Annotated in this window: 28 protein-coding genes; 16 read left to right on the top strand and 12 right to left on the bottom strand. The window is 63.3% G+C overall.

Features of this window, described 5'->3' with window-relative positions; all coding sequences use genetic code 11:
- The first annotated feature begins 25 nt into the window (after positions 1–25).
- The 5 genes from P0D87_RS16160 to P0D87_RS16180 all read left to right on the top strand — a co-directional run bounded on the left by P0D87_RS16160 (position 26) and on the right by P0D87_RS16180 (position 4488).
- Positions 26–946 carry a glutamate/aspartate ABC transporter substrate-binding protein gene (locus tag P0D87_RS16160; protein ID WP_053858973.1) on the top strand — a complete coding sequence of 307 codons (921 nt, stop codon included), beginning with the start codon at positions 26–28 and terminating at the stop codon, positions 944–946.
- Positions 947–972: 26 nt separating this feature from the next.
- On the top strand, positions 973–1710 hold the full coding sequence (locus P0D87_RS16165) for an amino acid ABC transporter permease (RefSeq protein WP_053857724.1): 738 nt from the start codon (positions 973–975) through the stop codon (positions 1708–1710).
- A gap of 1 nt (position 1711) precedes the next feature.
- The gene (locus P0D87_RS16170) at positions 1712–2389 is read left to right on the top strand and encodes an ABC transporter permease subunit (protein WP_029970016.1); all 678 of its coding nucleotides are present in this window, start codon (positions 1712–1714) and stop codon (positions 2387–2389) included.
- A 46-nt stretch (positions 2390–2435) separates the two neighbouring features.
- The gene (locus tag P0D87_RS16175; RefSeq protein ID WP_216649244.1) at positions 2436–3320 is read left to right on the top strand and encodes a LysR family transcriptional regulator; all 885 of its coding nucleotides are present in this window, start codon (positions 2436–2438) and stop codon (positions 3318–3320) included.
- A 217-nt stretch (positions 3321–3537) separates the two neighbouring features.
- Complete coding sequence (locus tag P0D87_RS16180) at positions 3538–4488, top strand: LysR family transcriptional regulator (RefSeq protein ID WP_006048414.1); 951 nt, start codon at positions 3538–3540, stop codon at positions 4486–4488.
- Between the two features lie 71 nt (positions 4489–4559).
- Here P0D87_RS16180 and P0D87_RS16185 read toward each other — a convergent pair whose 3' ends face one another.
- Positions 4560–5030 carry a hypothetical protein gene (locus P0D87_RS16185; protein WP_310034637.1) on the bottom strand — a complete coding sequence of 157 codons (471 nt, stop codon included), beginning with the start codon at positions 5028–5030 and terminating at the stop codon, positions 4560–4562.
- 558 nt (positions 5031–5588) lie between these two features.
- Here P0D87_RS16185 and P0D87_RS16190 point away from each other — a divergent pair.
- From P0D87_RS16190 to P0D87_RS16210, 5 genes are all read left to right on the top strand, one after another.
- Positions 5589–5858 (top strand): hypothetical protein, encoded by a 270-nt coding sequence (locus tag P0D87_RS16190; protein ID WP_006048416.1) that lies wholly within the window; start codon positions 5589–5591, stop codon positions 5856–5858.
- A gap of 95 nt (positions 5859–5953) precedes the next feature.
- Complete coding sequence (locus P0D87_RS16195) at positions 5954–6340, top strand: hypothetical protein (RefSeq protein WP_006048417.1); 387 nt, start codon at positions 5954–5956, stop codon at positions 6338–6340.
- A 253-nt stretch (positions 6341–6593) separates the two neighbouring features.
- Entirely contained in the window at positions 6594–7040 is a 447-nt protein-coding gene (locus P0D87_RS16200; RefSeq protein WP_006048418.1) for a very short patch repair endonuclease, read from the top strand.
- Between the two features lie 172 nt (positions 7041–7212).
- Positions 7213–7716: a YbhB/YbcL family Raf kinase inhibitor-like protein gene (locus P0D87_RS16205; protein ID WP_006048419.1), complete on the top strand. Its 504-nt coding sequence runs from the start codon at positions 7213–7215 to the stop codon at positions 7714–7716.
- Positions 7717–7864: 148 nt separating this feature from the next.
- A complete protein-coding gene (locus P0D87_RS16210) occupies positions 7865–9313 on the top strand; it encodes an MFS transporter (protein ID WP_082366951.1) in 1449 nt (482 codons plus the stop codon).
- Positions 9314–9483: 170 nt separating this feature from the next.
- Here P0D87_RS16210 and otsA read toward each other — a convergent pair whose 3' ends face one another.
- The 6 genes from otsA to P0D87_RS16240 all read right to left on the bottom strand — a co-directional run bounded on the left by otsA (position 9484) and on the right by P0D87_RS16240 (position 14314).
- On the bottom strand, positions 9484–10917 hold the full coding sequence (gene otsA / locus P0D87_RS16215) for an alpha,alpha-trehalose-phosphate synthase (UDP-forming) (protein ID WP_029970024.1): 1434 nt from the start codon (positions 10915–10917) through the stop codon (positions 9484–9486).
- Positions 10918–11143: 226 nt separating this feature from the next.
- Entirely contained in the window at positions 11144–11416 is a 273-nt protein-coding gene (locus P0D87_RS16220) for a hypothetical protein (RefSeq protein ID WP_006048423.1), read from the bottom strand.
- A gap of 153 nt (positions 11417–11569) precedes the next feature.
- Complete coding sequence (locus tag P0D87_RS16225) at positions 11570–11785, bottom strand: hypothetical protein (RefSeq protein WP_006048424.1); 216 nt, start codon at positions 11783–11785, stop codon at positions 11570–11572.
- A 118-nt stretch (positions 11786–11903) separates the two neighbouring features.
- Entirely contained in the window at positions 11904–13304 is a 1401-nt protein-coding gene (locus tag P0D87_RS16230; protein ID WP_006048425.1) for a sigma-54-dependent transcriptional regulator, read from the bottom strand.
- Between the two features lie 299 nt (positions 13305–13603).
- Entirely contained in the window at positions 13604–13885 is a 282-nt protein-coding gene (locus P0D87_RS16235) for a hypothetical protein (protein ID WP_053857723.1), read from the bottom strand.
- A 111-nt stretch (positions 13886–13996) separates the two neighbouring features.
- Positions 13997–14314, bottom strand: coding sequence for an ElaB/YgaM/YqjD family protein (locus tag P0D87_RS16240; RefSeq protein ID WP_006048427.1), 318 nt, complete (start codon positions 14312–14314; stop codon positions 13997–13999).
- A gap of 314 nt (positions 14315–14628) precedes the next feature.
- Here P0D87_RS16240 and P0D87_RS16245 point away from each other — a divergent pair, with 314 nt between their 5' ends.
- From P0D87_RS16245 to P0D87_RS16255, 3 genes are all read left to right on the top strand, one after another.
- Positions 14629–15687, top strand: coding sequence for a sigma-54 interaction domain-containing protein (locus tag P0D87_RS16245; RefSeq protein WP_006048428.1), 1059 nt, complete (start codon positions 14629–14631; stop codon positions 15685–15687).
- Positions 15688–15929: 242 nt separating this feature from the next.
- Positions 15930–16544 carry a hypothetical protein gene (locus tag P0D87_RS16250; protein WP_006048429.1) on the top strand — a complete coding sequence of 205 codons (615 nt, stop codon included), beginning with the start codon at positions 15930–15932 and terminating at the stop codon, positions 16542–16544.
- Positions 16541–17083: a hypothetical protein gene (locus P0D87_RS16255; protein ID WP_053857722.1), complete on the top strand. Its 543-nt coding sequence runs from the start codon at positions 16541–16543 to the stop codon at positions 17081–17083. Before P0D87_RS16250 ends, P0D87_RS16255 begins: the two co-directional genes overlap by 4 nt.
- A gap of 84 nt (positions 17084–17167) precedes the next feature.
- Here P0D87_RS16255 and P0D87_RS16260 read toward each other — a convergent pair whose 3' ends face one another.
- Positions 17168–18514: an ABC transporter ATP-binding protein gene (locus P0D87_RS16260; RefSeq protein ID WP_053857721.1), complete on the bottom strand. Its 1347-nt coding sequence runs from the start codon at positions 18512–18514 to the stop codon at positions 17168–17170.
- Between the two features lie 111 nt (positions 18515–18625).
- Entirely contained in the window at positions 18626–20377 is a 1752-nt protein-coding gene (locus P0D87_RS16265; RefSeq protein WP_006048432.1) for an ABC transporter permease, read from the bottom strand.
- 672 nt (positions 20378–21049) lie between these two features.
- Here P0D87_RS16265 and P0D87_RS16270 point away from each other — a divergent pair.
- Together P0D87_RS16270 and P0D87_RS16275 are read left to right on the top strand one after the other, a co-directional pair.
- Entirely contained in the window at positions 21050–22741 is a 1692-nt protein-coding gene (locus P0D87_RS16270) for a sensor domain-containing diguanylate cyclase (protein ID WP_029970034.1), read from the top strand.
- Between the two features lie 114 nt (positions 22742–22855).
- The gene (locus P0D87_RS16275; RefSeq protein WP_006048434.1) at positions 22856–23122 is read left to right on the top strand and encodes a double-stranded DNA-specific endonuclease; all 267 of its coding nucleotides are present in this window, start codon (positions 22856–22858) and stop codon (positions 23120–23122) included.
- Positions 23123–23242: 120 nt separating this feature from the next.
- Here the strand turns inward: P0D87_RS16275 and P0D87_RS16280 are convergent, their stop codons facing one another.
- Together P0D87_RS16280 and P0D87_RS16285 are read right to left on the bottom strand one after the other, a co-directional pair.
- Positions 23243–24562, bottom strand: coding sequence for an ATP-binding protein (locus P0D87_RS16280; protein WP_053857720.1), 1320 nt, complete (start codon positions 24560–24562; stop codon positions 23243–23245).
- Positions 24546–25271: a response regulator gene (locus P0D87_RS16285; protein ID WP_006048436.1), complete on the bottom strand. Its 726-nt coding sequence runs from the start codon at positions 25269–25271 to the stop codon at positions 24546–24548. Before P0D87_RS16285 ends, P0D87_RS16280 begins: the two co-directional genes overlap by 17 nt.
- A 219-nt stretch (positions 25272–25490) precedes the next feature.
- Here P0D87_RS16285 and P0D87_RS16290 point away from each other — a divergent pair, with 219 nt between their 5' ends.
- A complete protein-coding gene (locus tag P0D87_RS16290) occupies positions 25491–26024 on the top strand; it encodes a Spy/CpxP family protein refolding chaperone (RefSeq protein ID WP_053857719.1) in 534 nt (177 codons plus the stop codon).
- Between the two features lie 218 nt (positions 26025–26242).
- On the opposite strand, the gene P0D87_RS16295 is transcribed toward P0D87_RS16290, so the two are convergent.
- Complete coding sequence (locus tag P0D87_RS16295; RefSeq protein ID WP_053857718.1) at positions 26243–26953, bottom strand: pirin family protein; 711 nt, start codon at positions 26951–26953, stop codon at positions 26243–26245.
- Positions 26954–26965 lie beyond the last annotated feature (12 nt).

Genomic DNA, 26965 nt, shown 5'->3' on the forward strand with positions numbered 1-26965 from the left:
AATAATGAAGACCGTGGAGACAACGATGAAACGAGAGTACTTCGCCCGCGCCATCGTCACCGTTGCAATTGCAACATCGAGCGCGCTTCAGCTTCATGGCGTGAAGGCGGCGGAACCCGCGCTCACGGGCACGCTTCTGAAAGTAAGCGAAGACAAAGTGATTACCATTGGCTACCGCGATGCGTCGGTTCCGTTCTCCTACTACGACGCGAATCAAAAGCCGATCGGCTACTCGATCGACGTCGCGAATCTGGTTATCGAGCGCATCAGAAAAGATCTGAAACTTCCGGACCTGAAGGTCCGCACTATTCCGATCACTTCGCAGAACCGCATGTCGCTGCTTCAGAACGGCACGATCGACTTCGAATGCACGAGCACGACGAACAACGCCGAGCGCGCGCGGCAAGTGTCCTTTTCAAACAGCTTCTTCATTATCGGCACGCGTCTGCTCGTCAACACGAAGTCGGGCATCAAGGACTTCGACGATCTGAAAGGCAAAACCGTCGTGGTCGGCGCGGGTACTACTTCGGAAAAGATCCTGCGCAAGATGAATGTCGAGAAGTCGATGAACATGGACATCATCAGCGCGAAAGATCACGCCGAATCGTTTCTCATGCTGACCACGGGCCGCGCGAAAGCCATGATGATGGACGACGCGTTGCTCGCCGGCGAACGCGCGAAAACGCGCAATCCCAGCGACTATGAAATTGTCGGCACGCCGCAGAGCTACGAGGCGTACGGCTGCATGCTGCGCAAAAACGACGCGCCGATGAAAGCCATCATGGACGCCGCGATCGCCGACGCCCAGAAGTCCGGCCTGGCCGCGAAGATGTACACGCGCTGGTTCGAGCAGCCCATTCCGCCAAAGCAACTCAATCTCGGTGTACCGCTGTCGCCGCGAATGAAGACTCTGTTCGCCAACCCCGGCGACAAGCCGACATCGTGAGCCGCGTCGCAGGCTAGAGGTATTCAATGGATTACAGATGGCACTGGGGTGTGCTGCTGCAGCCGGTCGCGACCGGCGAGCCCGCCACTTATCTGGACTGGCTCTTCTCCGGACTCGTGAATACCGTCGAATTGACCTTGCTTGCCTTCTCGCTTGCACTTGCGATAGGCACCGTATTCGGCGTCATGCGCACCTTGCCGAACCGCGCGGCAAATGCGGCGAGTGCGGCCTATGTTTCAATCTTTCGCGGCGTACCGCTGATCGTGCAGTTCTTCATCTGGTTCTTCGTCGTGCCAGAAGTACTGCCCACCGCTGCCGGAGACTGGTTCAAGAGCCTGCCCTCTCATCCGCAGTTTCTGATTGCGTCGGTTGTATCGCTCGGCGTGTACACGGGTTCGCGAATCTGTGAGCAAGTGCGCGCGGGCATACAGGCGCGACCCGTGGGACAGTTCCATGCGGCGTTCGCACTCGGGCTCACGCGAGCCCAGGCCTATCGCCATGTTCTGTTGCCTGTCGCGTTTCGCACGATACTCGGCCCGCTGACATCCGAGTTCCTGATCATATCCAAGAACTCTGCTGTGGCTTCCACGATCGGTTTGCTCGAACTGTCGGGCCAGGCGCGGCAACTCGTGGACTACACCGCGCAGCCGTATGAATCGTTTATCTGCGTGACGCTTGCCTATATGGCACTCAACTTCGCGATTCTGCGCGGCATGCGCTGGATTCGCCGGCGCACTGCGCTGCACGGAATGATCGGGAGTTGATATGTTCGAGATGGACTGGCAAGCGCTCATCGACTCGAGAGACGTGTTGCTCTCAGGCATGCAGGTCACGTTGCAGATTACCGTTGTCGCGATTCTCGTCGGTCTCGCCTGGGGCACGGTACTCGCGATATTCAGTTTGTCGGCGAATCGCGCACTGCGGCTCTTTACGCAAACCTATGTAGCGCTATTCCGATCGATTCCGCTCGTCATGCTGTTGTTGTGGTTCTACCTGATCGTGCCGCAACTGCTGAAGGCGCTGTTCAATCTTCCGTCCACGGTCGACTTGCGGCTCGTTTCTGCACTGACTGCTTATTCGTTACTCGAGGCGGCGTTCTTCTGCGAAATCATTCGCGCGGGCATCGCCGGCTTGCCGAGCGGACAGCTTCAGGCGGGATACGCACTCGGCATGACATCCATGCAGACGCTGCGCTATGTGATTCTGCCGCAGGCGTTTCGCGCGATGGTGCCGCTTGCGCTTACACAATGCATCGTCATCTTTCAGGACACGTCGCTCGTCTATGTGATCGCGCTGGGCGATTTCTTCAGGCGCCTGACGGCAATCGGCGAACGCGACGGCACCATCGTCCCCGTGCTCATCGTTGCGGGCGTGGCTTACTGGGCGATCACCACGATGATGATCGCGATCACTCATTGCGTTCGCACGAGGCTCGCAAAATGATTGCACTGAAAGACGTTTCGAAACGGCATGGACACGCGCCATCACGATGAGTACCAGCCACGACACGCAATTGCGCATGTTCGTCGCCGTCGCGAAGTTCCATTCGCTGCGCGCGGCGGCTGAAGCGGTCGGCATCACGCAGCCGGCCTTGAGCCGGCATATTCAGTCGCTCGAATCGAAACTCGGCCACGCGCTATTCAGGCGGCATGGTCGCGGAATGCAACTGACGTCGGATGGCGAAGCGTTGTTTCGGGCGGTAGAGCCGCTTCTCGACGCGCTGGACCAGTCGGTTTCGCACGCCACCGCGCATGGGCCCGGCTGGGGACTGTCGCTGCGCATTGCCACAGTGGACACACTGGTTGGACACTTCGTACCGAGCCTCGGCCGCGAACTCTTGCGAATCTATCCGCAGACGCGTCTCTCTTTGCAATGCAGCACTTCCAGTAGCGTCGTTGAAATGGTTTTGCGCGGCACGGCCGATCTCGGCCTGGCTTATTCCACCGAGTTGAGCACGACCGACCTTCAAAGCGTCGAGCTTCACGAAGAACGCCTCGCGCTTTACCACAGCGCGCGGACTGATGTCAGCCGCGAAGCCATGTCGCGTTTGTCGGAGTTGAAGCTGGTGCTGCCGCCTCGTCACTTCGGCGTGCGGCGTTACGTGGAGCGCGTGCTCGGTTGTGCGATACAGCCGTCGATCGAATGCGACTCGCTCGAGTTGTCATTGCGAATGGCGTCGGTTAGCGGAGCGATTGCGCTATTGCCAGAACATGTCCCAGAGGACTTAATGGCATCCTGTGAGTTAAATCGCATAATTCTCGCGGACATTCCCGCTCGACGGCTGGTCGCTTTCTGGCGCGCTCAAACCAGAAGATGTGTGGTACTCGAGACGGCCATTGAAATCGCCAGGCGAACCCGAGCCAGCGAACGATAACTGCACGTTAATCCAGAATTATTTCTGGGACGATGGCGCCGTGCATTCGCCACGGTCATAATCGCAAAGGCGTTGCGCAGCATCAACGCAAACTTCAAATACCTCCTGACCCGTTACACAACAAAGGGCACTGCGAAAGGGCACTGCCAACAAATCGCCTGAATCGTCAAACAGTTTTGACAATTAGTCATGCATACCTTCAAACGGTGAGGACACGATGAAGAACCATCAACTTCGCGCGCTCGTCGCCATTGCAGACGCCGGCAGCGTTCGCGGCGCAGCCAGGGCATTGGGATTGTCGCCCTCCGCCATCACGCAGGCGCTGAAAGATCTCGAAGACCGCGTCAACGCGCCTTTGATCGTGCGCGCATCGTCAGGGGCGACGTTGACGGAATGCGGCAATACGCTGCTCCCTCATGCAAGACTTATCGTGTCGCAAGTAGAGCGCGCGCATGGCGCTTTGAATGAGATGCGCGGCGAGCCGTGCGGAAAACTGTCGCTCGCGATCACGCCGTGGATAGCTTTATGTTTTCTTCCCGAGATATTCATTCAGTTCCGCAAGCTAATGCCGAATGTGCAACTCGAGATGTTCGAAGGCCTCATGTCGATCGCCTATCCGCGTTTGCGCGATGGCAGCGTCGAAGTATTCGTGGGCCAGCAGGCTCCCGATACGGTCAACACGGAATTCAATTTCCGCCCGCTCTTGTCGTGCGGCCTGACCGTGGTCGCGCGGCGTGGACATCCACTCGCGCAGTCCCGCTCTCTTGCGGATCTGATGGATGCCGATTGGCTGGTGTGCCTCGACTCGGATATGGAGTGCCGGCTCTCGAAGAAAATGTTCTATCGCAATGGCTTGCCGGAACCGCGTAACGTTCACTACATGCATTCATTGATGGTGGCCGCATCGGTACTGCAAAGAACCGACGCAGTGAGTATTTTCCCGTGGCCACTCGCGGAACTGTGTGTGACGCGCTTCAAGTTCTGCGCGTTCCCGCTGAGAGAAGAACTCGAAGATACGTCCATTGGAATCGTTTCGCGCCTTGGCCATCCTCAAAGCGCGGCGGCAAATTGCCTTATCGACATACTTCTGGAGACCATCCGCGATAGCGACAACACAGGAAGCGTAGAAGCAAAGCGGGTTCTGCAATCGACTGAGCGGCTGTTCTAATTCGCGCCATTGTCCTGCAACGCCGGCGGCTGTACTCGGCTTTACACTTCACCGCCGGCTCATCATAACGATTAACGAATCGGCTTGCCGTCGCGTGTGATGAGAACCGCCGTCTCAGCGCTATATGTCGCGTGCACGCTGTCGCCTACCGCGATCTTGTCGAGCGGTACGTTCGGGGCAATTTGCAGCGGCATGCTGCGCGAGGGTCCGCGCAATACGACCTGGCGATTCTTGCGGTCGATGCTTTGCACGGTCGCGACCACGTCGACCTTGCGCAGCTTCACGGCCATGCTGTGCGATATGGGCCTCGCGGATTCTTCTTCGACTCGCGAGCGCACGCCCTTGGCCGCCACCTTTTCCGCCGACAACAACAGCGCGCTTTTGTATTGGACCTGTATCTCGTCGCCGACCTTGAGCAGCCTGATGTCGGCCACCTCGGGATCGACCTCCATCACTACTATCTCGCCGTGCGATCCCTGCACGGTGATACGGTTCATCTGCGCGTCGATATTGACGATACGGCTGGTGAGCCAGGCTACCATTTGCGCACCCGGTGCGCTTGCCGGTGCTGGTGTCCGATCGTCTTGCGCGCGACTTGCTGCCGGATAGCCCAGCAATAATGCCGCGGCAAAGGCGAGGTTTAACATACTCGACGATTGCGCTGTAAGTGCACGCATAACTTGCTCCGATTTCAATTTCATAGTGAGTAGGTGTGGTGGGCAGTCCTCGACAACATCAGCGCTTTAATTAACCGGTCGCCTGTTGACTGCCAGCAGCGAACGTATCGCGAGCCCATGCACGCTGTGAAGCAACATAATGCTGAACGCGTTAATCGCTTCCGAACAACACAGCAAGGAGCCGGGCGCTCCATTCCGCATACGCACGCGCGTCGCCGCAACAGATCCATATCGCTTTCAATGAACCGCGTTCGCTTTTGCTTTACGCGTACGCCATTCCGCTTCTTCCGCCGACGGTTCGCTTGCATTAACTTTCCAACACGTTGCAGCGAGTAACGAACCCCGAGCCGCCACTTACCAAGGTCTGAGTGGTGGACTTTCGCGGCCGCTAAGGCGGCCGCCTTTTTTTCAGCAGGAGCGCCCATGAAGAAAATCGTTTCCACTCTGTTGTTCTGCATGATTAGCGCGGCGTCGACATCCTGGGCACAAACGCCGGCGAATAAAACATCGCCCGGTACAAGCGATCAGATCGTGCAGATGCACGAGCGCATTTCCGCGGCTAATCACGTATATGACGGCAAAGTGGCCGCCGCCAAGCGCGTGTATATGCGGCAGAAAGCGGCCGCAGCGAAAGAGCGCGACGCCGCCGTCGCCGCTGCTCGCGACGGTGTTCCCGCGGACGCCGCTCAATAGGCGGTCTTATTGGCGCGGCCGGAGAACGCGCGTTCCGGCACGCGATGTAAAGACGATCCAGCACTGCTAACGCAGCAAGAAGAGAGGCGTCGACTATGAACCGGGATAACGAGGCAACAGATAGACACGCAAAGGACACACATGCAAAAGAGGAGGCAGCAAAACGCAGAAGACTGACTGCGTCGAGTCTCGACGCCATCATGACACCAGGCGTGCGCTATACCTGCGTTGCGCTCGCGAATCAGTTGAATAGCAGCACTCGGCAAATCAAGGCTTCGCTGAGTCAGCTCGTCGACGCCGGCACGGTCCGCCATATACAGGAGGCCCGCACCGGCATTTACTGGGTGCCGACAAGCGACGAGAGGAAGAGCTTCGAGCAAAGACGCATGGCGCGCAGAGTGCTCCTCGGCCATACGCTCGAAGGTTATGACGCGGGTCTGCACAGCTTGCAAAGCCTGTGCATGCTGGTACGTCGATCCTGACGACGCCACCGATCTTCTCCAATACGCGCGCGGTGCAAGCGATTTTGCGTAAACTGCCGGGTGCCGGCATACGCCGGCTTGCCTGCGCGCGGTTTCAATCGAATCCCGGCGTCGCCCGAAGTGGCGCGCATCGTGCTCTTGCGTAGGCAACGCTGCTTGTTGCACCGCTTATCCAGGAGCCATCGCATGAATCGACACAAGCGCCTTCCCTGCACGCCGACTTGTTCGGGCTGCGCAAACTCGCCGCGCTAGCATGGTCGATATCGTCGACAGCGCCACGCGCAGCCGCATGATGTCCGGCATTCGCGGCCGCAATACGAAGCCCGAGGTGCTGATTCGCAGCCTGCTGCATCGGCAGGGCTTTCGCTTTCGCCTGAATGCGCGCGACTTGCCGGGGCGCCCCGACATCGTGCTGCCTCGCTACCGCGCCGTCGTGCTCGTGCATGGCTGCTTCTGGCATGGTCACGACTGCCCTCTTTTCAAATGGCCGCAGACGCGCCCCGAGTTCTGGCGCGAGAAGATCGGCCGTAACCGCGCGAACGACGACAAGGTCCGCGCCGCGCTGCTCGCGGCCGGCTGGCGCGTCGGCGTCGTGTGGGAATGCGCGTTGCGCGGCGCGAATCGCGACATCGAAGGCGTGCTGACGCGTCTCGTCGAATGGCTGAAGAGCGACGCGCCGAGCTTCGAAGAACGCGCCTGAAAGCGCCCTTGCCCACCGCCTCCTACGCGCGGTTTGGCGAGCGAACCGAAAGCCCTCGGTGATACACTCGACTGGCTAACCCGAAGCGACTTAAGCCCGCCGACTTTCACGCCGGCACGGCACTCACGGTGCTCGCTTCGGCCATCAAACCCGCCAGCAAGGGAGGCACACAATGGCTGATTTCCGTCTGTGGTCCGACGATTTTCCCAATAGCGGCTTCATGCCGAAGGCGCACGAATACGACGACAAGGCATTCGGCGTCGACGGCGAAAACATCTCGCCCGCGCTGCAATGGGAAGGCGCGCCGGCCGACACGCAAAGCTTCGCGCTCACCGTGCACGATCCCGACGCGCCAACGGGCAGCGGCTTCTGGCACTGGGTCGTGGTCAACATTCCCGCGGACGCACGCTCGTTGCCGCGCAACGCCGGCAAGGCCGACGGCTCGCTGCTGCCGCAAGGCGCGCTGCAGGTGCGCAACGATTACGGCACGGTCGGCTTCGGCGGTGCCGCGCCGCCGCGCGGCGACAGAACGCATCGCTACATTTTCCGGCTGCATGCGCTGAAGGTGCCGCACCTGCCCATCACCGCCGAGACCACCAACGCGGTCGCGCGCTTCATGACTCATCTGAATGAGATCGACTCGACGACGCACACCGGGCTCTACGAGCTCAAATAGCGGCGAGCTGCGGACGATGCCGCAACGCACGCCATCATATTAAGCGGCGCGGCATCGACCCAGCGCGCGCGAACCTTTCGCGAAAGCAGCCATAAGTCGCGACCCGCCGCGCTTTCGTGCGGAACGCTGAAGGCAACTCGAACAACCGATGCACGCACAACCATCCCGCAACGGCGGGACCCTACCGCCGGATGCCGCGGACACGCTCGCTCCTGACAGCGCGCGGCCGTCCAATGCCGAACCCGGCCTGCCGACGCCGCAACGCTATTGGGCGATGCTCGTCATCGCTCTTGCGCTGACGCTTGCGGTGCTCGACAGCGCGATTGCCAATGTCGCGCTGCCCACCATCGCGCGGAACTTGCAGGCGAGCGCGGCCGGCTCCATCTGGATCGTCAACGCGTATCAACTCGCCATCACCATTTCGCTGCTGCCGCTCGCGTCGCTTGGCGATCGCATCGGCTATCGGCGCATCTATCTGGCCGGGCTGATTCTGTTTACGGTGGCGTCGTTCGGTTGCGCGCTCTCGACCTCGCTGCCGACGCTCGCGATCGCTCGCGTCGTGCAGGGCTTCGGCGCGGCGGGCGTCATGAGCGTGAACACGGCGCTCGTGCGCATGATCTATCCGCCGACGCAACTCGGACGCGGCGTCTCGATCAACGCGATGGTGGTTGCAGTGTCCTCCGCAGTCGGACCCACGGTCGCTTCCGGCGTGCTCGCGGTCGCTCCGTGGCCGTGGCTGTTTGCGATCAACGTGCCGATCGGCATTGCGGCAATTATCGGCGGCTTCAAGGCGCTGCCGATGAACCGCGGCCACGATTCCCCGTACGACCTGTTGAGCGCGGTGATGAACGCGTTCGTATTCGGCCTGCTGATTTTCGCCGTCGACGGACTCGGCCACGGCGAACGGCTCGGCTATGTCGTCGTGGAACTGATCGGCGCGGTGGTGATCGGCTACTTCTTCGTGCGCCGTCAGTTGAGCCGCCCCGCGCCGCTGCTGCCGATCGATTTGCTGAGGATTCCGATCTTCGCGCTGTCGATCGGCACGTCGGTGTGTTCGTTCTGCGCGCAGATGCTCGCGTTCGTGTCGCTGCCGTTCATGTTGCAGGACATGCTCGGTTTCTCGCAGGTCGACACCGGTCTGCTGATGACGCCGTGGCCCGCGATCATCATCGTCGCCGCGCCGATTGCCGGCGTGCTGTCGGACAAGGTCTCGTCGGGCTGGCTCGGCGGCGTGGGGCTCGCCGCGATGACGGTCGGCCTGCTCCTGCTCGCGACGCTCGGCCCGCATCCGGACGCCTGGCAGATCGCGTGGCGCATGGCGTTGTGCGGCGCGGGCTTCGGCATCTTCCAGTCGCCGAATAACCGCACGATGCTGTCGTCCGCGCCACGCGAACGCAGCGGCGGCGCAAGCGGCATGCTCGGTACTGCGCGCCTGACCGGTCAGACGCTCGGCGCGGCGCTCGTCGCGCTGATCTTCGGCGTCGCGCCGCACAGCGGGCCGGTCATCGCGCTTTATGTTGCCGCGGGTTTTTCGGCGGTGGCCGCCGTGGTCAGCACGATGCGCGTGATGCAGCGGGTCAATACGCGCGCCGCGTAACGACGCCACGCATCCGACAAACGACGCAGATGCAAAAAGGGCGCGCATCGCATGATGTGCGCCCTTTCCTTGCTCTGCTCCAACGCTTTCTTCCAGGCTCTCACTTCGACGTGATCAGCTTCGCGCGGCTTCTAACAAACGCAAAGAAACCGCGCAGCCGCCCACAACTCCTACGACGACGACGACGCCGTCACGTCAGCGAGCTTTACCGCTTTGGCCGTCACCGAAGACGCGGTCGCCACGTTACGCAGATCCGCCAGGAACGTATCGCGCCACACGGACAGGTTGTTCTCGCGCATCGGCGCCATCATGTCGGCGTGACGCGCCTGCCGCTCGGCAAGCGGCATCGACAGCGCGCGTTCGAGCGCCTCGGCCATCTGCGAGAGATCGAACGGATTGACGACGAGCGCGCCCGGCAATTGTTCGGCCGCGCCCGCGAACTGCGACAGCACGAGCACGCCAGGATCGGCCGGGTCCTGCGACGCGACGTATTCCTTCGCGACGAGATTCATGCCGTCGCGCAGCGGCGTCACATAGCCGACCTGCGATTGACGGAACAGCGCCATCAGAAGATTGCGCTCGTATTTGCGGTTCAGGTACTGGATCGGCGTCCAGTCGAGCTGCGCGAAGCGTCCGTTGATGCGGCCGGCCTCGCCTTCCAGCGTCTGACGAATCCGCTGATATGTTTGCACGTCGGAGCGCGTCGGCGGCGCGATCTGCACCAGCGACACGCGCCCGTGCCATCCCGGCGCATTCAGCAGCAGACGTTCGAACGCCTGAAAGCGCTCGACGAGCCCCTTCGAATAATCGAGGCGATCGACGCTCATGATCAGCTTGCGTCCGCGCATGCCGTCGCGCAGGCTGCGCACCGGCTTTCGGTCGGTGAACTGCTCGGCGGCCTTCGCGATCGCATCGGGATAGATGCCGATCGGATACGCAGCGACTTTCAGGAAGCGGTTATACGCGTGGACCATGCCGTCTTCGCTCGAGGTGCCGTGATGACCGCGCTCGATGAAATCGACAAACGACTGGCGATCCGCCTCCGTCTGAAAGCCGATCACGTCGTAGCTGCACATTGCCTTGACGAGTTCCTCGTGCGGCGGAATCGTGCGCAGCACCTCGGGAACCGGAAACGGAATATGCAGGAAGAAGCCGATCGGATTCTTCACGCCGAGATCGCGCAGGCAGCGCGCGAACGGCAGCAGATGATAGTCGTGAACCCAGATGATGTCGTCGGGCCGCAGCAGCTCTTTCAACTGCTTCGCGAGCGTCGCATTGACGCGCTGATAACCCGCGTATTCCTGCCGATCGTAGCGCGAGAGGTCGTTGCGATAGTGGAACGTGGGCCACAGCGTCGCATTCGAAAAACCGCGGTAGTACTGGTCGTAGTCGCGCTTGGTCAGGCCGACCGTCGCATACGTGACGTTGCCCTGCTTCTCGATTACCGGCGCCGACGGTTCGCTCACCGTCTCGCCGCTCCAGCCGAACCAGACTCCGCCGGTTTCCTTCAACGCGTCCAGCACGCCGATCGCCAGGCCACCCGCTGCGGGCCGGCCCTCCTGGGTCGGCGCGACACGATTCGATACCACGATCAGTCTGCTCATTGGTGCTCCACCTAGTTCAGTTGTTTCGTTGCATGCGGACATGTGCGGCAGGATTGCACGCAAGTCGCGTGCCGTTTCGGTGCAAATGGGAAATAAAAATGTGTGCAAATGTGACAAACGAGCACAAACCCGCGCCGCAATGATGCGGCGAAGGAGTTTCTTCCGTTTCGTCACATGAAAGTGGAAACGTCTTGCTCGGGCTGGAAGCTCGGCCTGCCCAGCAGTCTTATGCGTCCTGCTCAGAGCCCAAGTCGCGCTGGTAGTCGAGGCCTTCCTGGCGCACGCCGCCCTGGTTGTATTCCCCGTCAGGCGGCGCGTCGGGGGCGACGCGATTCTGCGCGGACGGATCGTGGTGCGGCGCGGACGAGGCCGCAGCGGCCGCGGCGGCCGAAGCGTCCGGAACGGGTCCGGACGAAGCCGGCGGTGGAGCGCTCTTGTCCGCAGAACGGCTGTCGCGCTTGGAATGGCGCGCGGAACGCCGCAGCGCTGGATGTCTCATGATCGATGCCTCCGGGCAAAGCCGCGCCGCCTGGCAGCGGCGGCATCAACACAGTCTAGGAGCGACGACATTGAATTGCCGGTAAATCATGCGCCGCATTTGTAACATGTACACAAATTTGCTGCGCCCGCCAAGGCGCGAGCGGCAAGGAATTCAGAGTTGCAGAGAGATTGGCGGACGCCGACTGGCCTGCGGAGTCTGCGTGGGCTGCGGAGGCGGGTCGCCAATCGGCGGCTCGACGGGTTCGATCGGTTCAGGATCCGGATTCGGCACCGTATCCGGCTCGCCTGGACTCGGCGGCTCGATCGGCTCCGGTCGATGCGCGTGCTGGCGAAGCGGCAGCGCGGGAGCGGCAGCGTAGTGCGGCATGTCAGTGGTCCTCGCTATGCGTTTGTGTTGAATGCAGCAAGGGCTGTGCCGTTCGACGCCGCGCTCCCGACGGGAAGCGGCGGGTGGACTTTGCACGCCGGACTTTAAGCGCAGGACGTTAAGCGTCCGCGCCGCCGAGCGCACGCGATTCGTCGGCGGCATCGCCGTCTTCGCGCGCGTCGTTGCCGTATTCCACGAGGCGGTTGTACAGCGTCTTCAGGCTGATGCCGAGAATTTCCGCGGCGCGCGTCTTCACGCCGCCGCATTGCTCGAGCGTGGCCAGAATCAACTGACGGTCGGCTTCGGCGAGCGACGTGCCGAACGGAATCGTGATCGCCGTGCCCGCAGCCGGCTTCGACAACGTGATCTGCAACGGCACGGTCGCGGTGCTGTCCGAGTCCGTGCCCGACATAATGTGCGCGCGCTGCACGTAGTTCTTCAGCTCGCGCACATTGCCCGGCCACGGATACGACAGCAGCATCTCCTTCACCGCGGGCGGGAAATGCTTCTTCGTGCCGTGCCGCTCGTTCAGTTCCTCGAGGAACGCTTGCGCGAGCAGTTCGACGTCCTTGCCGCGATCGCGCAGCGGCGGCAGGCTGATCGGAAACACGTTCAACCGATGGTAGAGGTCGAGCCGCAGCTTTCCTTCCAGCACCGCCTGCTCCGGATCGCGGTTGGTCGCGGCGATCAGCCGCACGTCGGTTTCGATTTCCTTCGTCGTGCCGACCCGCATGAACATGCCGGTTTCCAGCACGCGCAGCAGCTTGACCTGCAGCTCGATCGGCATTTCGGTGATTTCGTCGAGAAACAGCGTGCCGCCGTTCGCGCGCTCGAAATAACCCTTGTGCTGACGATCCGCGCCCGTGAACGAGCCGCGCTCGTGGCCGAACATTTCCGACTCGATCAGATTCGGCGAAATCGCGCCGCAGTTCACCGCCAGAAACGCATGCTTGCGACGCAGGCTGAGCTCGTGCAGCGTCTGCGCGGCGACTTCCTTGCCGGTGCCTGATTCGCCGACCAGCATGACCGAAGCCGCCGTCGGCGCGACACGGCCGATCTGGTCGTAGACCTCCTGCATGGCCGGCGAATTGCCGAGCATCAAACCGAAGCGGCCCATGCGGCGCAGTTCGCCGCGCAAGGTGCCGATTTCGGCCTTCAGGTCGCCGGCGCGCGGCAGGCGCGACAGAATCGCCTTCACGCGCTGCATGTTGATGGGCTTCACCAGGTAGTCGGTGGCGCCCATTTTCAGCGCGTTCACCGCCGACTCGACCGTGGCGTGGCCGGTAATCACGATCACTTCCACGCCGGAGCGTGGATCGAGATCTTCGAACAGTTCGACCCCGCTGCCGTCCGGCAGCTTGAGATCGGTAAAGACAACGTCCGGCATTTGCCGGACCAGTTGAATGCGCGCTTCGCGCAGATCGCCCGCGGTGGCGGTGGTCAGACCGTCTTCCCCGATGATGGCGGAAAGCGCCTCGCGGGTACTTGCGTCGTCATCGACAATCAGTACATGTGGCATCGCGTCTCGAAAGCCTGCAAGCGTGGGAGGAACAGCATGCGGCGAGCATGCTGAAAAAGCGCCGACGACCTCGCGCGGGTGGCGGGCATACCTGTCTCAAAGTGAGCGTACGCCAACTTCCGACAGCGCTTGGTCACCGATTCCATTCAATATTGCAACAATACACGCATAAATCGCGACGTGATCGGCACTATTGTTCTGTATTTACCTATTATACGGCTTTATAGAGACAATTTAACAGTCCCGGAGACGCGCCGCATGCCCAGCGGATCGGCGGCGGCGCGCGGCGGGAAAGCAGCCTAGCTGCTGTGCGGGAACGGCCAGGCGTCCGGGTGAGCGGAGCCGTTCGGCCCATGCGCGCCCGGACCGGCGGATGCCGGCGAGCCCGTGCCGGACTGCCCGGAAGAAGCGGACGATGACGCCGCCGACGGCGTGACGACCGCGCCGCCCTCGTCTTCCCAGCGGTTCAACTCGCGCCCGGTGGTGGATTGCGCGGCGCGGCTGCGCTGGACATAGCGCACCGCGAGGTAGCCGCCGAGCGCCATCAGCGCGCCGAAAATGCCAATTTTGGGTCGAGCCATCATGAACTCCTTGTGGTCGTTTTGTGATCGTTAGATGCAGAGATGCAGAGAGTGCAAACCGCCGCGCCGCGCAGCCGGCCGCAGCGGACGCCGCGGACGCCGAACCCGCGCCTAGCGCGCGCTCAGCACGCCCAAGACGAAGCCGACGCCAGCCGCAATGGCGACGGAACTCCACGGGTTCTGCCGCACGTAGCGTTCCGTGTTGACGGTTGCGAAGCGATAGCGCCGCTGCGCGTTTTCCTGCGCGTCGCCGAGCGCGGATTGCAGCGTCTCGACATGGGTGCCGAGCTTCTGGCGCAGCGCGCCGACGCCCTCGCCCGGCACATTGGCGGCAAGCCGCAGCATTTCTTCCGAATCCTTCAGCAGCACCCGCAGATCCTGGACGATCTTCTGGCCGCCGAGTGCGAGCTGTTGCGTCGTGTCAGTCATCTTTCACTCCTCGTCTGGTTCAGCGCCCGCGCGGACCGCGGCGTCCGCGGTGTCCGCGGCCTGAGCGCACGCGTGCCGGGGGCAAGCTGCAATGCATGTGCCCGGTAACTTTGCGGGTTCGCAGGCGCGGCCGGCGCGCGCCACGCGCAGTTTCGACCGACTCGCGGCGATGCGCGCCCGATCGCCTTCACATAGATTGCAGGAAGCGCTGTCAAAGTGGTTAAATCGACCTTTGTGAGATAGAACTTCGGTCGTCTCGTTCCCAGGCCTGCGCGCCGCACCAACGAACTCATTTGCACAGGACTTCCCCGTTTATGGCGTCAATCGATCTGGCCTCGCCCACTGTGTCCGCCGGCGGCAGCGCTTCCGCACAGGCAAAGCAGCGCGTCGCGGACGGCGTCGCGGGACTGAAATCGTACGGCCTGCTGTACGGTTCGTCCCCGGTGATGCTCGACCTGTACGAGCAGATCGAGCGCGTCGCGAGCACCGACGCGACCGCGCTGATCATCGGCGAATCGGGCACCGGCAAGGAGCTGATCGCCCGTACGATTCACGATCAAAGCAGCCGCAGGGAGGCGCCGTTTGTCGCCGTGAATTGCGGCGCAATTCCCGACGAGCTCATCGAGGCCGAACTGTTCGGCCACGAAAAAGGCAGCTTCACCGGCGCGGTCCAAGGACGCGTCGGCTACTTCGAGCATGCGAACGGCGGCACGCTGTTTCTCGACGAAGTCACCGAAATGGCGCCCGTGCGTCAGGTGAAACTTCTGCGCGCGCTCGAGACCGGCACGTTCTATCGCGTCGGCGGCAACGAGCTGATCAGCGGCAACGTGCGCGTGATCGCCGCGACCAATCGCGACCCGGCCGTCGCGGTCAAGGAAAACGGTCTGCGCGAGGATCTGATGTACCGGCTCGCGGTGTTTCCGTTGCGCGCGCCGCCGCTGCGCGAACGCGAGAACGACCGCGAACTGCTCGCGCAACACTTTCTTGCGCAGCTCAATCAGCAGGAAGGCACCAGCAAGAGCTTCAGCAAACGCTCGATCGAAACGCTGCGCACCTGGTCGTGGCCAGGCAACGTGCGCGAGCTGAAGAACGCGGTGTACCGCGCGTTCATTCTTGCGGAGAAAACGGTCGAGTTGCCGCACCCGCACCTCGCGTCGAAGGTGAAGCGGCCAGTGACGCAGGGCGACGCGATGAGCGTATGGATCGGCACGCCGCTCGCCGACGCGCAAAAGCAGATCATTCTCGGCACGCTGAAGTACTGCGGCGGCGACAAGCGGCGTGCGGCAAAAGCGCTCGGCGTGAGCCTCAAAACGCTCTACAACCGCTTGAGCGCATATGGCGACGAAAGTACCGACGAAGACACCGAACAGTAGACGCGCTTCAGCAGAAGTTTCCTCATCAAACAGTTCGCACCGCCAATCAAACCGGTCTGCAGTCTGAGCAGAAACCGGTTTGGTGCGCACCATGTTTTGCAATTGCTTGCACTTTCCCTCTGCCATTTACAAAACGCATCCTGCAAAATGCAGCAGCCCATTTTCGACGATGGGACGACATGCCGCCGGCTCGCCGTTGCCTTCGCACGCGAGCCGGAGCACTTGCAAGAGTAGAGACAGGGATGCAAAAGAAAATGCTGTGCGCCGGGTGCCTGGAACCAGGCTTGAAACCGCGCTTGAAAGTGCGCCGCCAACCAGAAGCGAGGCGCGGATGGGGTAACGCAACGGTCCTCGTTGCGTTGAGCCTGGCGCTCGCGTCGGCGCTCTCGGGCTGCAGTTCGTTCTACACAGAAGGCGCCACCGCCGGCGCGGGTATCGCCGGCGCCGCGCTCGCGGCGAAGGTCACGAGCAACGCCGCGGTCGCGACCGGCATCGGTCTCGGCGCAGTGGCCGCGGCGCGAGCGGGCGTGCAGTACTCCGAGCGCGTGGTCCACCGGAATACGCAGGACGGCATCGCGAAGATCGCCGGGCCGCTCGAAGTGGGCGCGATCGCACCGTGGAGCGTCACGCATTCCATGCCGATCGAAGACGACGAACACGGCCGCGTCACGGTCAGCCGCACGATTAGCGCGGGCGCGCTCGACTGCAAGGAAATCGTCTTCTCGGTCGACCACATCGCGACGAAAAACGTCCCGGCCAGCAGCGCGTTCTACGTGGCCTCCATCTGCCGCGACGGCGAAAACTGGAAATGGGCGTCGGCCGAACCCGCCACCGAACGCTGGGGCGCATTGCAATGACCGCGCGTGCGTTTCCGGCCGCTCAGCGGCTGCATCGCGCGAGTCTGACGGCGCTCGCCGGCGCGCTATGTCTCAGTGCGACGCTTCTTACGAGCGGTTGCTCGTCGATCGGCGCGGCGAGCGGCGCAGCGGCCGGCGTCGCGTCCGGCCTCGTCACGTCGAATCCGGCGGTGGGAATCGGCGTCGGTATCGCGGTGCAAGCCGCCACCGACGAAGCCATCGGCCGCTACATGCGCAGCATGCACAGCGACCAGCAGAATCTGATCGCGGCTTTGGCCGGCGCGATGCCCGTCGGCGAAACGCGTCCGTGGTCCGTCAAACATACGCTGCCCATCGAGAACGGCCACGGCCAGGTGCGCGTCACGCGCGCGTTCGGCTCGGCGCTCGCGCTATGCAAGGAGTTCGTGTTCTCGGTGCAGGACGGCGACGGACCGAACGCACGCGAAGACTGGTACACGGCAAGCGCGTGTCAGCAGGAGAAAGGCTGGAAATGGGCGTCCGCGGAACCGGCCGTGGAGCGCTGGGGCAATCTGCAATAAAACGAATCGCACCGCATAACGAAAAACGGCAGGGTCTCCCCTGCCGTTTTCATTGCACCGTACTCCACGTGAGCGCCGCGGTGGTCACGACTCCACGTCTTCCAGACTGAAGATTTCGGTCTGGTCGTTGTAGGAAAAAATCTCGCCATAGCGCCCCCAGTTGATGACCGCGTCGAGCGTTTCTTCGGCGGCGCTGTCGGACAGAAAATCCTCGAGTTCCTGCTCGAAGCGCACGCGCGGCGCACGATGGCCCGGCCGCTCGTTCAATACCTTCTTGATTCGCGCGGCGAGCGGCACATGCCGCAGTAGATGCTCGGCGAACATCATCTTGCGCTCCTGCGTGCCGAATTCGGCGAACACGCGCGCGGGCGGCGTCAGGAAAATATCGCCTTCGCGGACGTCGGCGAAACCGAGGTGCTGAAGCACTTCCGCAACCGGGAACAGGTCGTCCACTTCGAGATGCAGCGAACGCGCGATTTCCGGCATGTCCGCGCGGCCGTGATACGGCGCGGCGGCGAGCGTCTCGATCAGACCGGCCATCAGGTTGGTCGACACATGCGGCAACCAGCTATGCAGCTCGAGGCCCTTCCGCGTTTTCTCGTCGGTCTGACGCGCGGTCATCTTCGCGTAGATCTCATCCACCAGACGCCGGAACGCCGGATCGAGACGATTGCGCGGATGCTTGAACGGCACCTTGATCTCGGCGATCACCCGGCCAGGATTGGACGACAACACGAGAATCCGGTCGCACATGAACACCGCTTCCTCGATGTTGTGCGTGACGATCAGCACCGCCTTGATCGGCATGCGGCCTTGCGTCCACAAGTCGAGCAGGTCGGTACGCAGCGTCTCGGCGGTCAGCACGTCGAGCGCGGAAAACGGCTCGTCCATCAGAAGCAGTGTGGGGTCGACCACCAGCGCGCGCGCAAAGCCGACGCGCTGGCGCATGCCGCCCGACAACTCGCGCGGATACGCGTTCTCGAAACCGTCGAGGCCGATCAGGTCGATTGCGGCGAGCGCGCGTTCGCGCCGCTCGCGCGCGGCCACGCCTTGCGCCTCGAGCCCGGCTTCCACGTTTTGCAGCACGGTCAGCCACGGGAACAGCGCGAAGGTCTGGAACACCATCGCGACGCCCTTCGCGGGACCGTCGAGCGGCTTGCCCATGTACGTGACCTCGCCGTCGGTCGGCTCGATCAGACCGGCGATGATGCGCAGCAGCGTCGACTTGCCCGAGCCCGAACGCCCGAGCAGACCGACGATCTCGCCTTCGCGCAGCGACAGGTTGGCGTCGTCGAGAACCAGCAGTTCGCCTTGCGACTTGTTGAAACCGCGGCACACGTCCTTGACGCGCAGGATTTCTTCGCCGAGACGCGGCGGCTTCGGCGGCGTCTGGATCGGCGCGGCGGTCGTGGCAGCTTTAGGATTTTGCATCGCGTTATGCCTTCAATTCTCAGGAAAACACCGGGCCGCGCAGGTTTGTCGTGCACCGCGGCAGGCCAGGCGCGTAGCGTCAGGGCCTCAGGGCTTCACGGCCTCAGGGCCTCAGTCGAGCCGCAGCTTCGCTTCGGCGTAGGCGTACATCGGACGCCACAGCAGGCGGTTGAACAGCGTCACGAATAGCGACATCACGGCGATGCCGACGATGATCTTCGGATAATCGCCCGCCGCCGTGGACTGCGCGATATAGGCGCCGAGCCCGTGCGCGGCCACCTTCGTGTCGCCCCACTGCACGAATTCCGCGACGATGCTCGCGTTCCACGCGCCGCCCGACGCGGTGATCGCGCCCGTCACGTAGTACGGGAAGATGCCCGGCAAGATGGCCTGACGCCACCACTGCCAGCCGCGGATATGGAAATTCTTGGCCGCCTCGCGATAGTCGTTCGGATACGAAGTCGCGCCGGCAATCACGTTGAACAGGATATACCACTGCGTGCCGAGCACGATCAGCGGCGAGAGCCAGACATCCGGGTTCAGGTTGAAGCGCACGATCACGATCACGAAGACCGGAAACAGCAGATTCGCCGGGAACGCGGCCAGAAACTGCGCGAGCGGCTGAATCTTCTCGGCGAGCGCCGGCCGCAGGCCGATCAGCACGCCGACCGGCACCCAGACCACCGACGCCAGCGCGATCAGCACCACAACCCGCAGCAGCGTGATCAGCCCGAGCACGAACACGTGGCCGACTTCATCGAGCGATACGCCGGTGCGCACGTAGATGAACACGCGATACACCACATAAACAGTGGCGACCAGCACGAGCGCGCCCCACACGATGTCGCCGATGCGCGAGCTCTTCTGGATCTGCGGAATCGGAAAGCGCGGCGCTTGCAGCGCGGGCAAGCGGAACGGCACGCGCGCGGCCTTCGCGAACATCCAGCCGAGCGGCACCAGCAAGCGGTGAATCAGCCGCGTGCGGCGAATCAGATCGAGCAGCCACGATTCGGGCGCGTCGCCCGAACTGGTGGTTTCCATGCGGAACTTGTCGGCCCATGCCACCAGCGGACGGAACAGCAACTGGTCGTAGGCGAGAATCACGACCGTCATCGCGAGGATCACCCAGCCGATCGCATGCAGGTTCTTGACCACGATCGCCTGCGCGAGGTACGCGCCGATGCCGGGCAGCGTGATTGTGTTATTGCCGACCGTGATCGCCTCCGATGCGACCACGAAGAACCAGCCGCCGGACATCGACATCATCATGTTCCAGATGAGGCCGGGCATCGAGAACGGCACTTCGAGTTTCCAGAAGCGCTGCCATGACGTCAGATGAAAACCGCGCGAGACTTCATCGAGATCGCGCGGCACCGTGCGCAGCGACTGATAGAAGCTGAACGTCATGTTCCACGCCTGGCTCGTGAAGATCGCAAAGATCGCCGCGAGTTCGGCGCCGAGCACGCGGCCCGGAAAGAGCGCGAGAAAGAACGTGACCGTGAACGAGATATAGCCGAGCACCGGCACCGACTGCAGGATGTCGAGAATCGGCACCAGCACCAGTCCGGCGCGGCGGCTCTTCGCGGCCAGCGTGCCGTAGGCGAGCGTGAAGATCAGCGACGCGACCATCGCCGCGAGCATGCGCAATGTGGTGCGCATCGCGTACTCGGGCAGATTCGCCGGATCGAGCGAGATCGCCTGGGTCTTCAGCGTCGACATCGGCGCGAGCGTCTCGTGAAAGCCGATCGCCGCCATCGCGATGATGCAGATGATGAGCGGAAACGCGACGAAGTCCCAGCGGTTGGGCAGCACGCGCCATGCCGACGCGTTGGCGGTGCGCTTCAGGTTGAAGCTGAAATCCATCAGACCGGCTCCTCGTTAATACAGGCGTTCGAATGCGCGAAGGAGGCCGCGGCTGCCGCGCGGCGGTCTGAAGTTCGGTCCGGAAAGCGGAAATCAGGCATGGCAAAACGCGTGTGCGCGGTAAATCGTTAGCGTACGAGACAGGTGGACCGGCAACGGAAGCGCCGATGGGCAAGCCGCCCCCGAACCGCAACCGTCAAGCCTGAGTCCTGTCGCCGCAGGCGCCGCCCGTAGGCTGGCGAGCTTTCCTTTGTTTTGGACGGCACGACACTACACCATCCTATGTTTCAGGCACAACCTTTGAAGGCAAATCCGGCAACTTGCTGCGCCTCGCCTGACAACGGCCCGGCAATGGCCTGACAGTGGCCTTCCGCGAAGCTTCCGTGAAGACCGCGAGCCTCGTTGCGCGTGGCCTATTGCCGCTCCCGGCATCAAGAAAACGGCGCGGTTGCCGTTAAGAGCCTGATGGGTGCAGCCCATCTGGATTCATTGCCGCGATAAGGGTGCCGTCTGGCCCCATGACGGTTAGAATCCACTAAAGATGCGCCCGTATGGATGGTTTTATCCCGGCCCGCGCGGCGCAACCCCGAGCGAAACGCGAGGCGAAACGGCGCCGCGGCGCTGCCACGAATAAGCTAGTTGCATGTCTCAGCCAGACGGATCAGAGGGTCGATGAACAGGACAACCTTGCGCCAGGCAACCGGCCCGATCGGCTTCGTGCTGATCGTACTGGCTTGCTGGTTCGTGGCCGGCATGGTCGCGGACCGGATGGTACAGCAAGAGCTCAACGCGGCGTTGCACGCGCAGCGTCAGATGGCCGCCTCGATCGTCGACAACATGGCGGAGGTGATCGCAAGCGACCTCGCGATGTCGCGAGCCATTCCCGCAACCATGGCCGAAATGGACGTGGTCCAGAACGCGCTGGTGCAATCCCGGAATTATGCCGCGAACGGCGAGACGACGGAACCCGCGCTGCGCGCCGCGTTGCTAAAAGACCCGCATCTGGGCGCGGTCAGCACCTTCCTGCACCGGGCACAGGGCTTCTCCGGGCTCGATCAGGTGTGGCTCGTGAATGCCAACGGCATCTGCGTGGCCTCGAGCGATGTCTCCGGCGATCCGCAGAGGCGGCGGGCCTCGTTCGTCGGCGTCGACATGCGGGTGCGCGCGTATCTGACCAACGCGCTGCTCGGCGCGTTCTCCGAAACCTATGGCGTGGGCCGCACGAGCGGCGAACCCGGCATCTTCATCGCGGTGCCCGTCTATGCGGACGGCGAACTCGCGGGCGCGGTCGTCGCCAAGGTCGGCATCGCGCGGCTGCGCCACTGGGTCGCGCATGCCGGCACCTTCGTCGCCGACGATAACGGCGTCATCATCATGGCGCACGACAGCAAGCTCGAAGGCCACGCGTTGCCCGATTCGCGCGTGACGAAGATGAGCGTCGCCGAGCGCACCGTGACCTATCGCCGCGACGCGTTCCCGGACATCCAGATTCGCGTCGACAACGAAGTGCGCGAGCAGGCGCCGTGGGTCTCGGCGACCGTCGCCGGGCAACTGTTCGGCTCGGCCGGCCGCCTGGGGCCGTCGCTGTATCAGACTCGTGGCGGCCTGAACTCGGGGCTCTCCGCGCATCTGGTCGAGCCGCTCTCGGCCTGGCCGGAGCTGTTGCGCAACCATAAGCGCGATCATCTGCTGGTGTTTCTGACGCTGGCGGGCACCGTGGCGCTCGCGTGGGTGATCACCGTGTCGTACGTGCGCGAGCGGCGCCATCATCGGGCCACGCGCGATCTCGCCGAGCAGCTACAGTCGGCCAATACGCTGCTTTCGGCGGAGGCGCGTCACGACGCGTTGACGGGCGCGCTGTCGCGCCGCTACTTCCTCGATCTGCTGCGTCACGAGATCGATCGCGCGCACCTCGGCAACCAGCCGCTGTGCATGGCGATTGCCGACCTCGATCACTTCAAGCAGATCAACGACCGCTTCGGCCATGCCGCCGGCGACCGCGCGCTCGAGCATTTCGTCGAGACCTGCCGCGCCGAACTGCGCGGCGCCGATGCGATCGGCCGGCTCGGCGGCGAGGAGTTCGGTGTGCTGCTGCCCGGCACCGATCTCGCGGGCGGCCGCGAAGTGGTCGAGCGCCTGCGCTTGCGTCTGAAAGCCGTGCCGTCGGCGAAACTGCCTGCGTCCGTTACGCTCAGCGTGAGCATCGGCATCACGGAGTTGTCCGTCGACGACCTCCCGGAGCGGATCATGAGCCGCGCCGACATGGCGCTCTATGCGGCCAAGACCGGCGGGCGCGACCGCACCGAAGCGCTGCCGCCCGACGACACCGCCCCGCCCGCGCGCACGGTCGCAAGCGTCTGGTAACGGCGGCCGCGCTCCTTGACGCGACGCAAGCCGGAGCTTCGAGCCTTCCGCAAGCAAGCAGGTATGATCGACACTGACCTCGAGTTGTCGCTACCGCTTTAACGGGAGATTCGCATGAAGGGAAATCTGGTCATTGTTTGCCGCGATCAGGATGCTGACGCGTTCGACCATCTGCTGGCTGAGTACGGCGCGTTCCAGACGCGGCTGTCGTCGACCGCGTGGTATCTGAAGCTCGATGTCGCGCCGGAAGTCATTCAGGAAGAGATACTCGGCCGCCTCGGCAAGTACACGACCCACTATATTTTCGAAGCCGAAACCGTGACGTGGAATACGGTGGATAGCGAAGCCGCGAACGCGCTAAATACGTTGTTTTCGGATTAGCTCGCGAGCGGGAAGCAGTTGTGGTCGCGGTCGCAGTAATGACCTGGGATGACCTCGGCGGCGGACCACACCAGCCCACGACCAAACCAGGCCGACGGAACGCCGCGCCTGCAACTCAAATCACCAGACACTGCTCTCCGACGCCGCCCTCGCCTGAGGCACCGCCGAAAACGGGAAGCTCATCAAGACGCGCAAGCCGCGGCCGTCGTGGTTGCCGATCTGCCACTCGCCGCCCGCGCGCCGCACCAGCCGCTCGACAATCGCAAGCCCAAGACCGCTGTGGCCATTGCCGCCGCGCGCGGGGTCGAGCCGCACGAAAGGCCGGCTTGCGTTGACGAGGTCCTGCGCGGCGATGCCCTTGCCGTTATCGCTCACCGACAACGTGAAGCCTTCCGCCGTGCGCGCAGTGGCGACGACGATAGGCGGCGCTCCGTACGCATGCGCGTTGTCGAGCAGGTTCGACAGAATCCGGTCGAGCGTGGCGGCGGGCAGCAGGAAGCCCGGGCCGGCTCGCAGATCGGTCTGCACCGCGGGTGCGCCCGACGCCACCGCGCGATAGCTGCGCACGACGCGCTCGCATTGAGCATCCACCTCGACGGCTTCGCTGCGATCCGCGCCGTCGTGCGCGAACACCAGGAATTGTTCGACGATGTGCGTCATCGAATCGACGTCGCGCACGACGCCGTCGCGCATCTTCGCTTCGTCCATCATTTCGGCGCGCAGACGCAAGCGCGCAAGCGGCGTCTTCAGATCGTGCGCGACGCCCGCGAGCATCACCGCGCGGTCGTTCTCGGTGCGCGCGACTTCCTGCACCATCTGGTTAAAGCCATGCGTCAATTGCCTGAGCTCGCGCGGTCCGCGCTCGGGCACGGGCGGCACCGGCAGGCCACGGCCGAAGCGCGCCACCGCCTGGGCGAGCGAGCGCAACGGCTGCTGCAACGCCCATGCGGCGAACAGCGCCGCCATCACCGCGAACGAGAAGATGATGACGAGCCACAGCACCGTTCGGTCGAGCGAGCGCGGTGGCCGCAGCGGCTGCACCGGCACGACGATCCAGCTACGGTCCCTGGGCGCGCGCACCCACAGCGTGGGCGGCGCTCCCGGCAAGCCGACGCGCACCTGCGTGCCGGACGGCATGCGGTCGCGCGCGTCTTCGATAAACCGTTCGAGCGGCGGCGGCAGATTCGATGTCTCGGGCGGCACTTCGGGGCTCGCCGGATCGACGAGCTTTACGCGCGACGGCAGCGGCTGATCGGGATTGCGGGCCACGTGCTGACGCACCGCGTCGACGAGGAACGTGGCTTCTTCGACGGCGTAGCGGGTTTGCAACTGGCTGCGCTCGAGGCGCATGAGCGCATACCACGCGAAATGCGACAGCAGCAGCACCGCGACGACCAGCAAGGCCAGCCGTCCGAACAACGAATCAATGGGCCGGCGCATTCTGATCGCCGTCGGGCACGAACACGTAGCCGCGCCCGCGCACTGTCTGAATGAAGCGCGGCGTGGACGGGTCCGTTTCGAGAATGCGCCGCAGACGCCACACCTGCACGTCGATACCGCGGTCGGTGCCGTCGTATTCGGGACCGTGCAGCAGCTCGAGCAGACGCTCGCGCGTCAGCGTGCGCATGGGATGGTTCACGAAGATTTTCAGCAACGCGAACTCGCTGCCCGACAGCGTGAGCGGCTTGTCTTCCTGATGCAGCGTGCGCGACTGGAAGTCGAGCGTGAAGCGGCCGAAGCTGAACGGCTCGCGCTGTTCGGGCGCGGCCGCCGAAGGCAGCGTGCGCCGCCGGCGCAACACCGCCTGCACGCGCGCGAGCAGCTCGCGCGGATTGAACGGCTTGCCGAGATAGTCGTCCGCGCCGAGTTCCAGACCGACGATCCGGTCGACGTCGTCCGCACGCGCGGTCAGCATGATGACCGGGATATCGTCGCCCGACGCGCGCAGCTTGCGCAATGCAGTGAGCCCGTCGACGCCGGGCATCATCAGGTCGAGCACGATCAGATCGGGACGCTCGCGTTCGAGCCTGCGCTCGAGCGAGCCCGCGTCGTGCAGCACCGAGACTTCGATGCCCTGACGGGCCAGATAGTCGCGCAGCAGATCGCGCAGTTCGACGTCGTCGTCGACAACAAGTATTTGAGTAGCCATGGAATGAAGTTTAACGCGCGGCAGCAGCGGTTTTCGATTTCACAGAGGCCTCAAGGGTTACCGGGTGTTACGGTGAAAGCTGCACGTAATGGCCCGTAACAGCGGCGCGAAGGCGCGTAACACAGCGCCGGATGCAGTTCTCTACGCTGTGTCTTACCGAATGCAGGCCGTCAACTGGATCGGATGCATCGTCGGCTATTCCATTACAAGGAGCCTTACATGTCCACCAAAAAAATCTCGCGCGCCCTCGCCGTTGCCGCCACCGCTCTCGCCATCGGCGCGGGCGCTGCCTATGCCGCCCAACCCGCTCATGAGGCCCACGGCGGTCCCGGCGGATGGCACGGGCACTTCATGAAGGAACTCACGCAACTGCACGATCAGTTGAAGCTGAACGCGGATCAGGAAAAGCAGTGGCAAGCCGCACTCGACACGATGAAGCAAGGCCATGAAGCGATGCGCGCGAACCACGAGCAGATGAAGAACCAGTTCAAGGCCGCGCAGCAGCAGCCGATTCTGGATCTGAACGCGATGGCTTCCGCTCATCAGCAGATCGAGCAGAAGGACGCGCAGTTGCGCCAGCAAACCACGGACGCCTGGCTCAAGTTCTATAACGGCCTGAACGACCAGCAGAAGACGACTGTCAGCACGGCGCTGAAGCAGCGCTTTGCGAAGATGGAGTCGCGTCACGAGAAGATGCGCGAGCGTTGGCAGCAGCATCATGGCGCGGCGTCGGCGCCGGCTGCGAGCCAGTAAGCGGCGCGGCCGCCGCGCTGCAAAGCGCGGCGGCTTCGCAGAAACAGAAACGCCACGGAGCGCAGTTCAAAAACTCCGTGGCGTTTTCCATATATACATATAGCGGCGCGCGTGTGCATTCCCTCTGCAACTGAGCTTGCAGCACGCGCCCTTTGTGCCGTCTTCGTTGCGCCCTCAACCAACTCCGCGTTGAGCGGCGGGCAACAACTGCCCTCGCTTCAGCTATCGAGCCGCCCAAGGTCGAACAGCAGCACTTCGGCCTGATCGCCCTTTTCCAGCGTCACCGTGTCCGTATCGCTGAGCTTCGCGGCATCGCCCGCTTGCAGCGCCTCGCCGTTCACCGTCAGCGAGCCGCGCGCGACGTGCACGTACACGAGCCGTCCCGCGGGCACCGCGAAGCTGGCCGTTTCCGCGCCGTCGATCAAGCCCGCGTAAATCGACGCGTCCGCGTGGATCGTCACCGAGCCGTCGCGGCCGTCGGGCGATGCGACGACGCGCAGGCGGCCGCGCTTGTCGGCGGCGTCGAAGCGCTTTTCCTCGTAGCCCGGCTGATCGCCCGCGCGTTGCGGAATCACCCATATCTGCAGCAGATGCGCCTCTTCGTCCGGCGACGCGTTGAACTCGCTATGCATCACGCCCGTGCCCGCGCTCATGCGCTGCACGTCGCCGGGACGGATCGTCGAGCCGTTGCCCATGCTGTCGCGGTGCGCGAGCGCGCCTTCGAGCACGTACGTGACGATCTCCATGTCGCGGTGCCCGTGCGTGCCGAAGCCCTGGCCGCCCGCGATGCGGTCTTCGTTGATCACGCGCAGCGGCCCGAAGTGGACGTGCTCGGGATCGCGATAATCGGCAAACGAAAAGCTGTGATACGAGTCGAGCCAGCCGTGGTTGGCGTGGCCACGCTCGTCGGAGCGGCGAATCTCGATCATGACGTACTCCCG

The sequence above is a fragment of the Paraburkholderia sp. RL17-368-BIF-A genome, assembly GCF_046054045.1.
GTDB lineage: Bacteria > Pseudomonadota > Gammaproteobacteria > Burkholderiales > Burkholderiaceae > Paraburkholderia > Paraburkholderia graminis.

What these genes read in the sequence shown, in the direction of transcription:
- P0D87_RS16175 (WP_216649244.1), top strand. Translation starts at nt 2,436, where the DNA reads ATGAGTACCAGCCACGACACGCAATTGCGCATGTTCGTCGCCGTCGCG.
- otsA (WP_029970024.1), bottom strand. Translation starts at nt 10,917, where the DNA reads ATGAGCAGACTGATCGTGGTATCGAATCGTGTCGCGCCGACCCAGGAG.
- P0D87_RS16200 (WP_006048418.1), top strand. Translation starts at nt 6,594, where the DNA reads ATGGTCGATATCGTCGACAGCGCCACGCGCAGCCGCATGATGTCCGGC.
- P0D87_RS16295 (WP_053857718.1), bottom strand. Translation starts at nt 26,953, where the DNA reads ATGATCGAGATTCGCCGCTCCGACGAGCGTGGCCACGCCAACCACGGC.
- P0D87_RS16190 (WP_006048416.1), top strand. Translation starts at nt 5,589, where the DNA reads ATGAAGAAAATCGTTTCCACTCTGTTGTTCTGCATGATTAGCGCGGCG.
- P0D87_RS16220 (WP_006048423.1), bottom strand. Translation starts at nt 11,416, where the DNA reads ATGAGACATCCAGCGCTGCGGCGTTCCGCGCGCCATTCCAAGCGCGAC.
- P0D87_RS16160 (WP_053858973.1), top strand. Translation starts at nt 26, where the DNA reads ATGAAACGAGAGTACTTCGCCCGCGCCATCGTCACCGTTGCAATTGCA.
- P0D87_RS16255 (WP_053857722.1), top strand. Translation starts at nt 16,541, where the DNA reads ATGACCGCGCGTGCGTTTCCGGCCGCTCAGCGGCTGCATCGCGCGAGT.
- P0D87_RS16195 (WP_006048417.1), top strand. Translation starts at nt 5,954, where the DNA reads ATGAACCGGGATAACGAGGCAACAGATAGACACGCAAAGGACACACAT.
- P0D87_RS16205 (WP_006048419.1), top strand. Translation starts at nt 7,213, where the DNA reads ATGGCTGATTTCCGTCTGTGGTCCGACGATTTTCCCAATAGCGGCTTC.
- P0D87_RS16170 (WP_029970016.1), top strand. Translation starts at nt 1,712, where the DNA reads ATGTTCGAGATGGACTGGCAAGCGCTCATCGACTCGAGAGACGTGTTG.
- P0D87_RS16260 (WP_053857721.1), bottom strand. Translation starts at nt 18,514, where the DNA reads ATGCAAAATCCTAAAGCTGCCACGACCGCCGCGCCGATCCAGACGCCG.
- P0D87_RS16210 (WP_082366951.1), top strand. Translation starts at nt 7,865, where the DNA reads ATGCACGCACAACCATCCCGCAACGGCGGGACCCTACCGCCGGATGCC.
- P0D87_RS16285 (WP_006048436.1), bottom strand. Translation starts at nt 25,271, where the DNA reads ATGGCTACTCAAATACTTGTTGTCGACGACGACGTCGAACTGCGCGAT.
- P0D87_RS16280 (WP_053857720.1), bottom strand. Translation starts at nt 24,562, where the DNA reads ATGCGCCGGCCCATTGATTCGTTGTTCGGACGGCTGGCCTTGCTGGTC.
- P0D87_RS16245 (WP_006048428.1), top strand. Translation starts at nt 14,629, where the DNA reads ATGGCGTCAATCGATCTGGCCTCGCCCACTGTGTCCGCCGGCGGCAGC.
- P0D87_RS16250 (WP_006048429.1), top strand. Translation starts at nt 15,930, where the DNA reads ATGCAAAAGAAAATGCTGTGCGCCGGGTGCCTGGAACCAGGCTTGAAA.
- P0D87_RS16275 (WP_006048434.1), top strand. Translation starts at nt 22,856, where the DNA reads ATGAAGGGAAATCTGGTCATTGTTTGCCGCGATCAGGATGCTGACGCG.
- P0D87_RS16180 (WP_006048414.1), top strand. Translation starts at nt 3,538, where the DNA reads ATGAAGAACCATCAACTTCGCGCGCTCGTCGCCATTGCAGACGCCGGC.
- P0D87_RS16230 (WP_006048425.1), bottom strand. Translation starts at nt 13,304, where the DNA reads ATGCCACATGTACTGATTGTCGATGACGACGCAAGTACCCGCGAGGCG.
- P0D87_RS16270 (WP_029970034.1), top strand. Translation starts at nt 21,050, where the DNA reads ATGAACAGGACAACCTTGCGCCAGGCAACCGGCCCGATCGGCTTCGTG.
- P0D87_RS16225 (WP_006048424.1), bottom strand. Translation starts at nt 11,785, where the DNA reads ATGCCGCACTACGCTGCCGCTCCCGCGCTGCCGCTTCGCCAGCACGCG.
- P0D87_RS16185 (WP_310034637.1), bottom strand. Translation starts at nt 5,030, where the DNA reads ATGGTAGCCTGGCTCACCAGCCGTATCGTCAATATCGACGCGCAGATG.
- P0D87_RS16290 (WP_053857719.1), top strand. Translation starts at nt 25,491, where the DNA reads ATGTCCACCAAAAAAATCTCGCGCGCCCTCGCCGTTGCCGCCACCGCT.
- P0D87_RS16235 (WP_053857723.1), bottom strand. Translation starts at nt 13,885, where the DNA reads ATGGCTCGACCCAAAATTGGCATTTTCGGCGCGCTGATGGCGCTCGGC.
- P0D87_RS16265 (WP_006048432.1), bottom strand. Translation starts at nt 20,377, where the DNA reads ATGGATTTCAGCTTCAACCTGAAGCGCACCGCCAACGCGTCGGCATGG.
- P0D87_RS16165 (WP_053857724.1), top strand. Translation starts at nt 973, where the DNA reads ATGGATTACAGATGGCACTGGGGTGTGCTGCTGCAGCCGGTCGCGACC.
- P0D87_RS16240 (WP_006048427.1), bottom strand. Translation starts at nt 14,314, where the DNA reads ATGACTGACACGACGCAACAGCTCGCACTCGGCGGCCAGAAGATCGTC.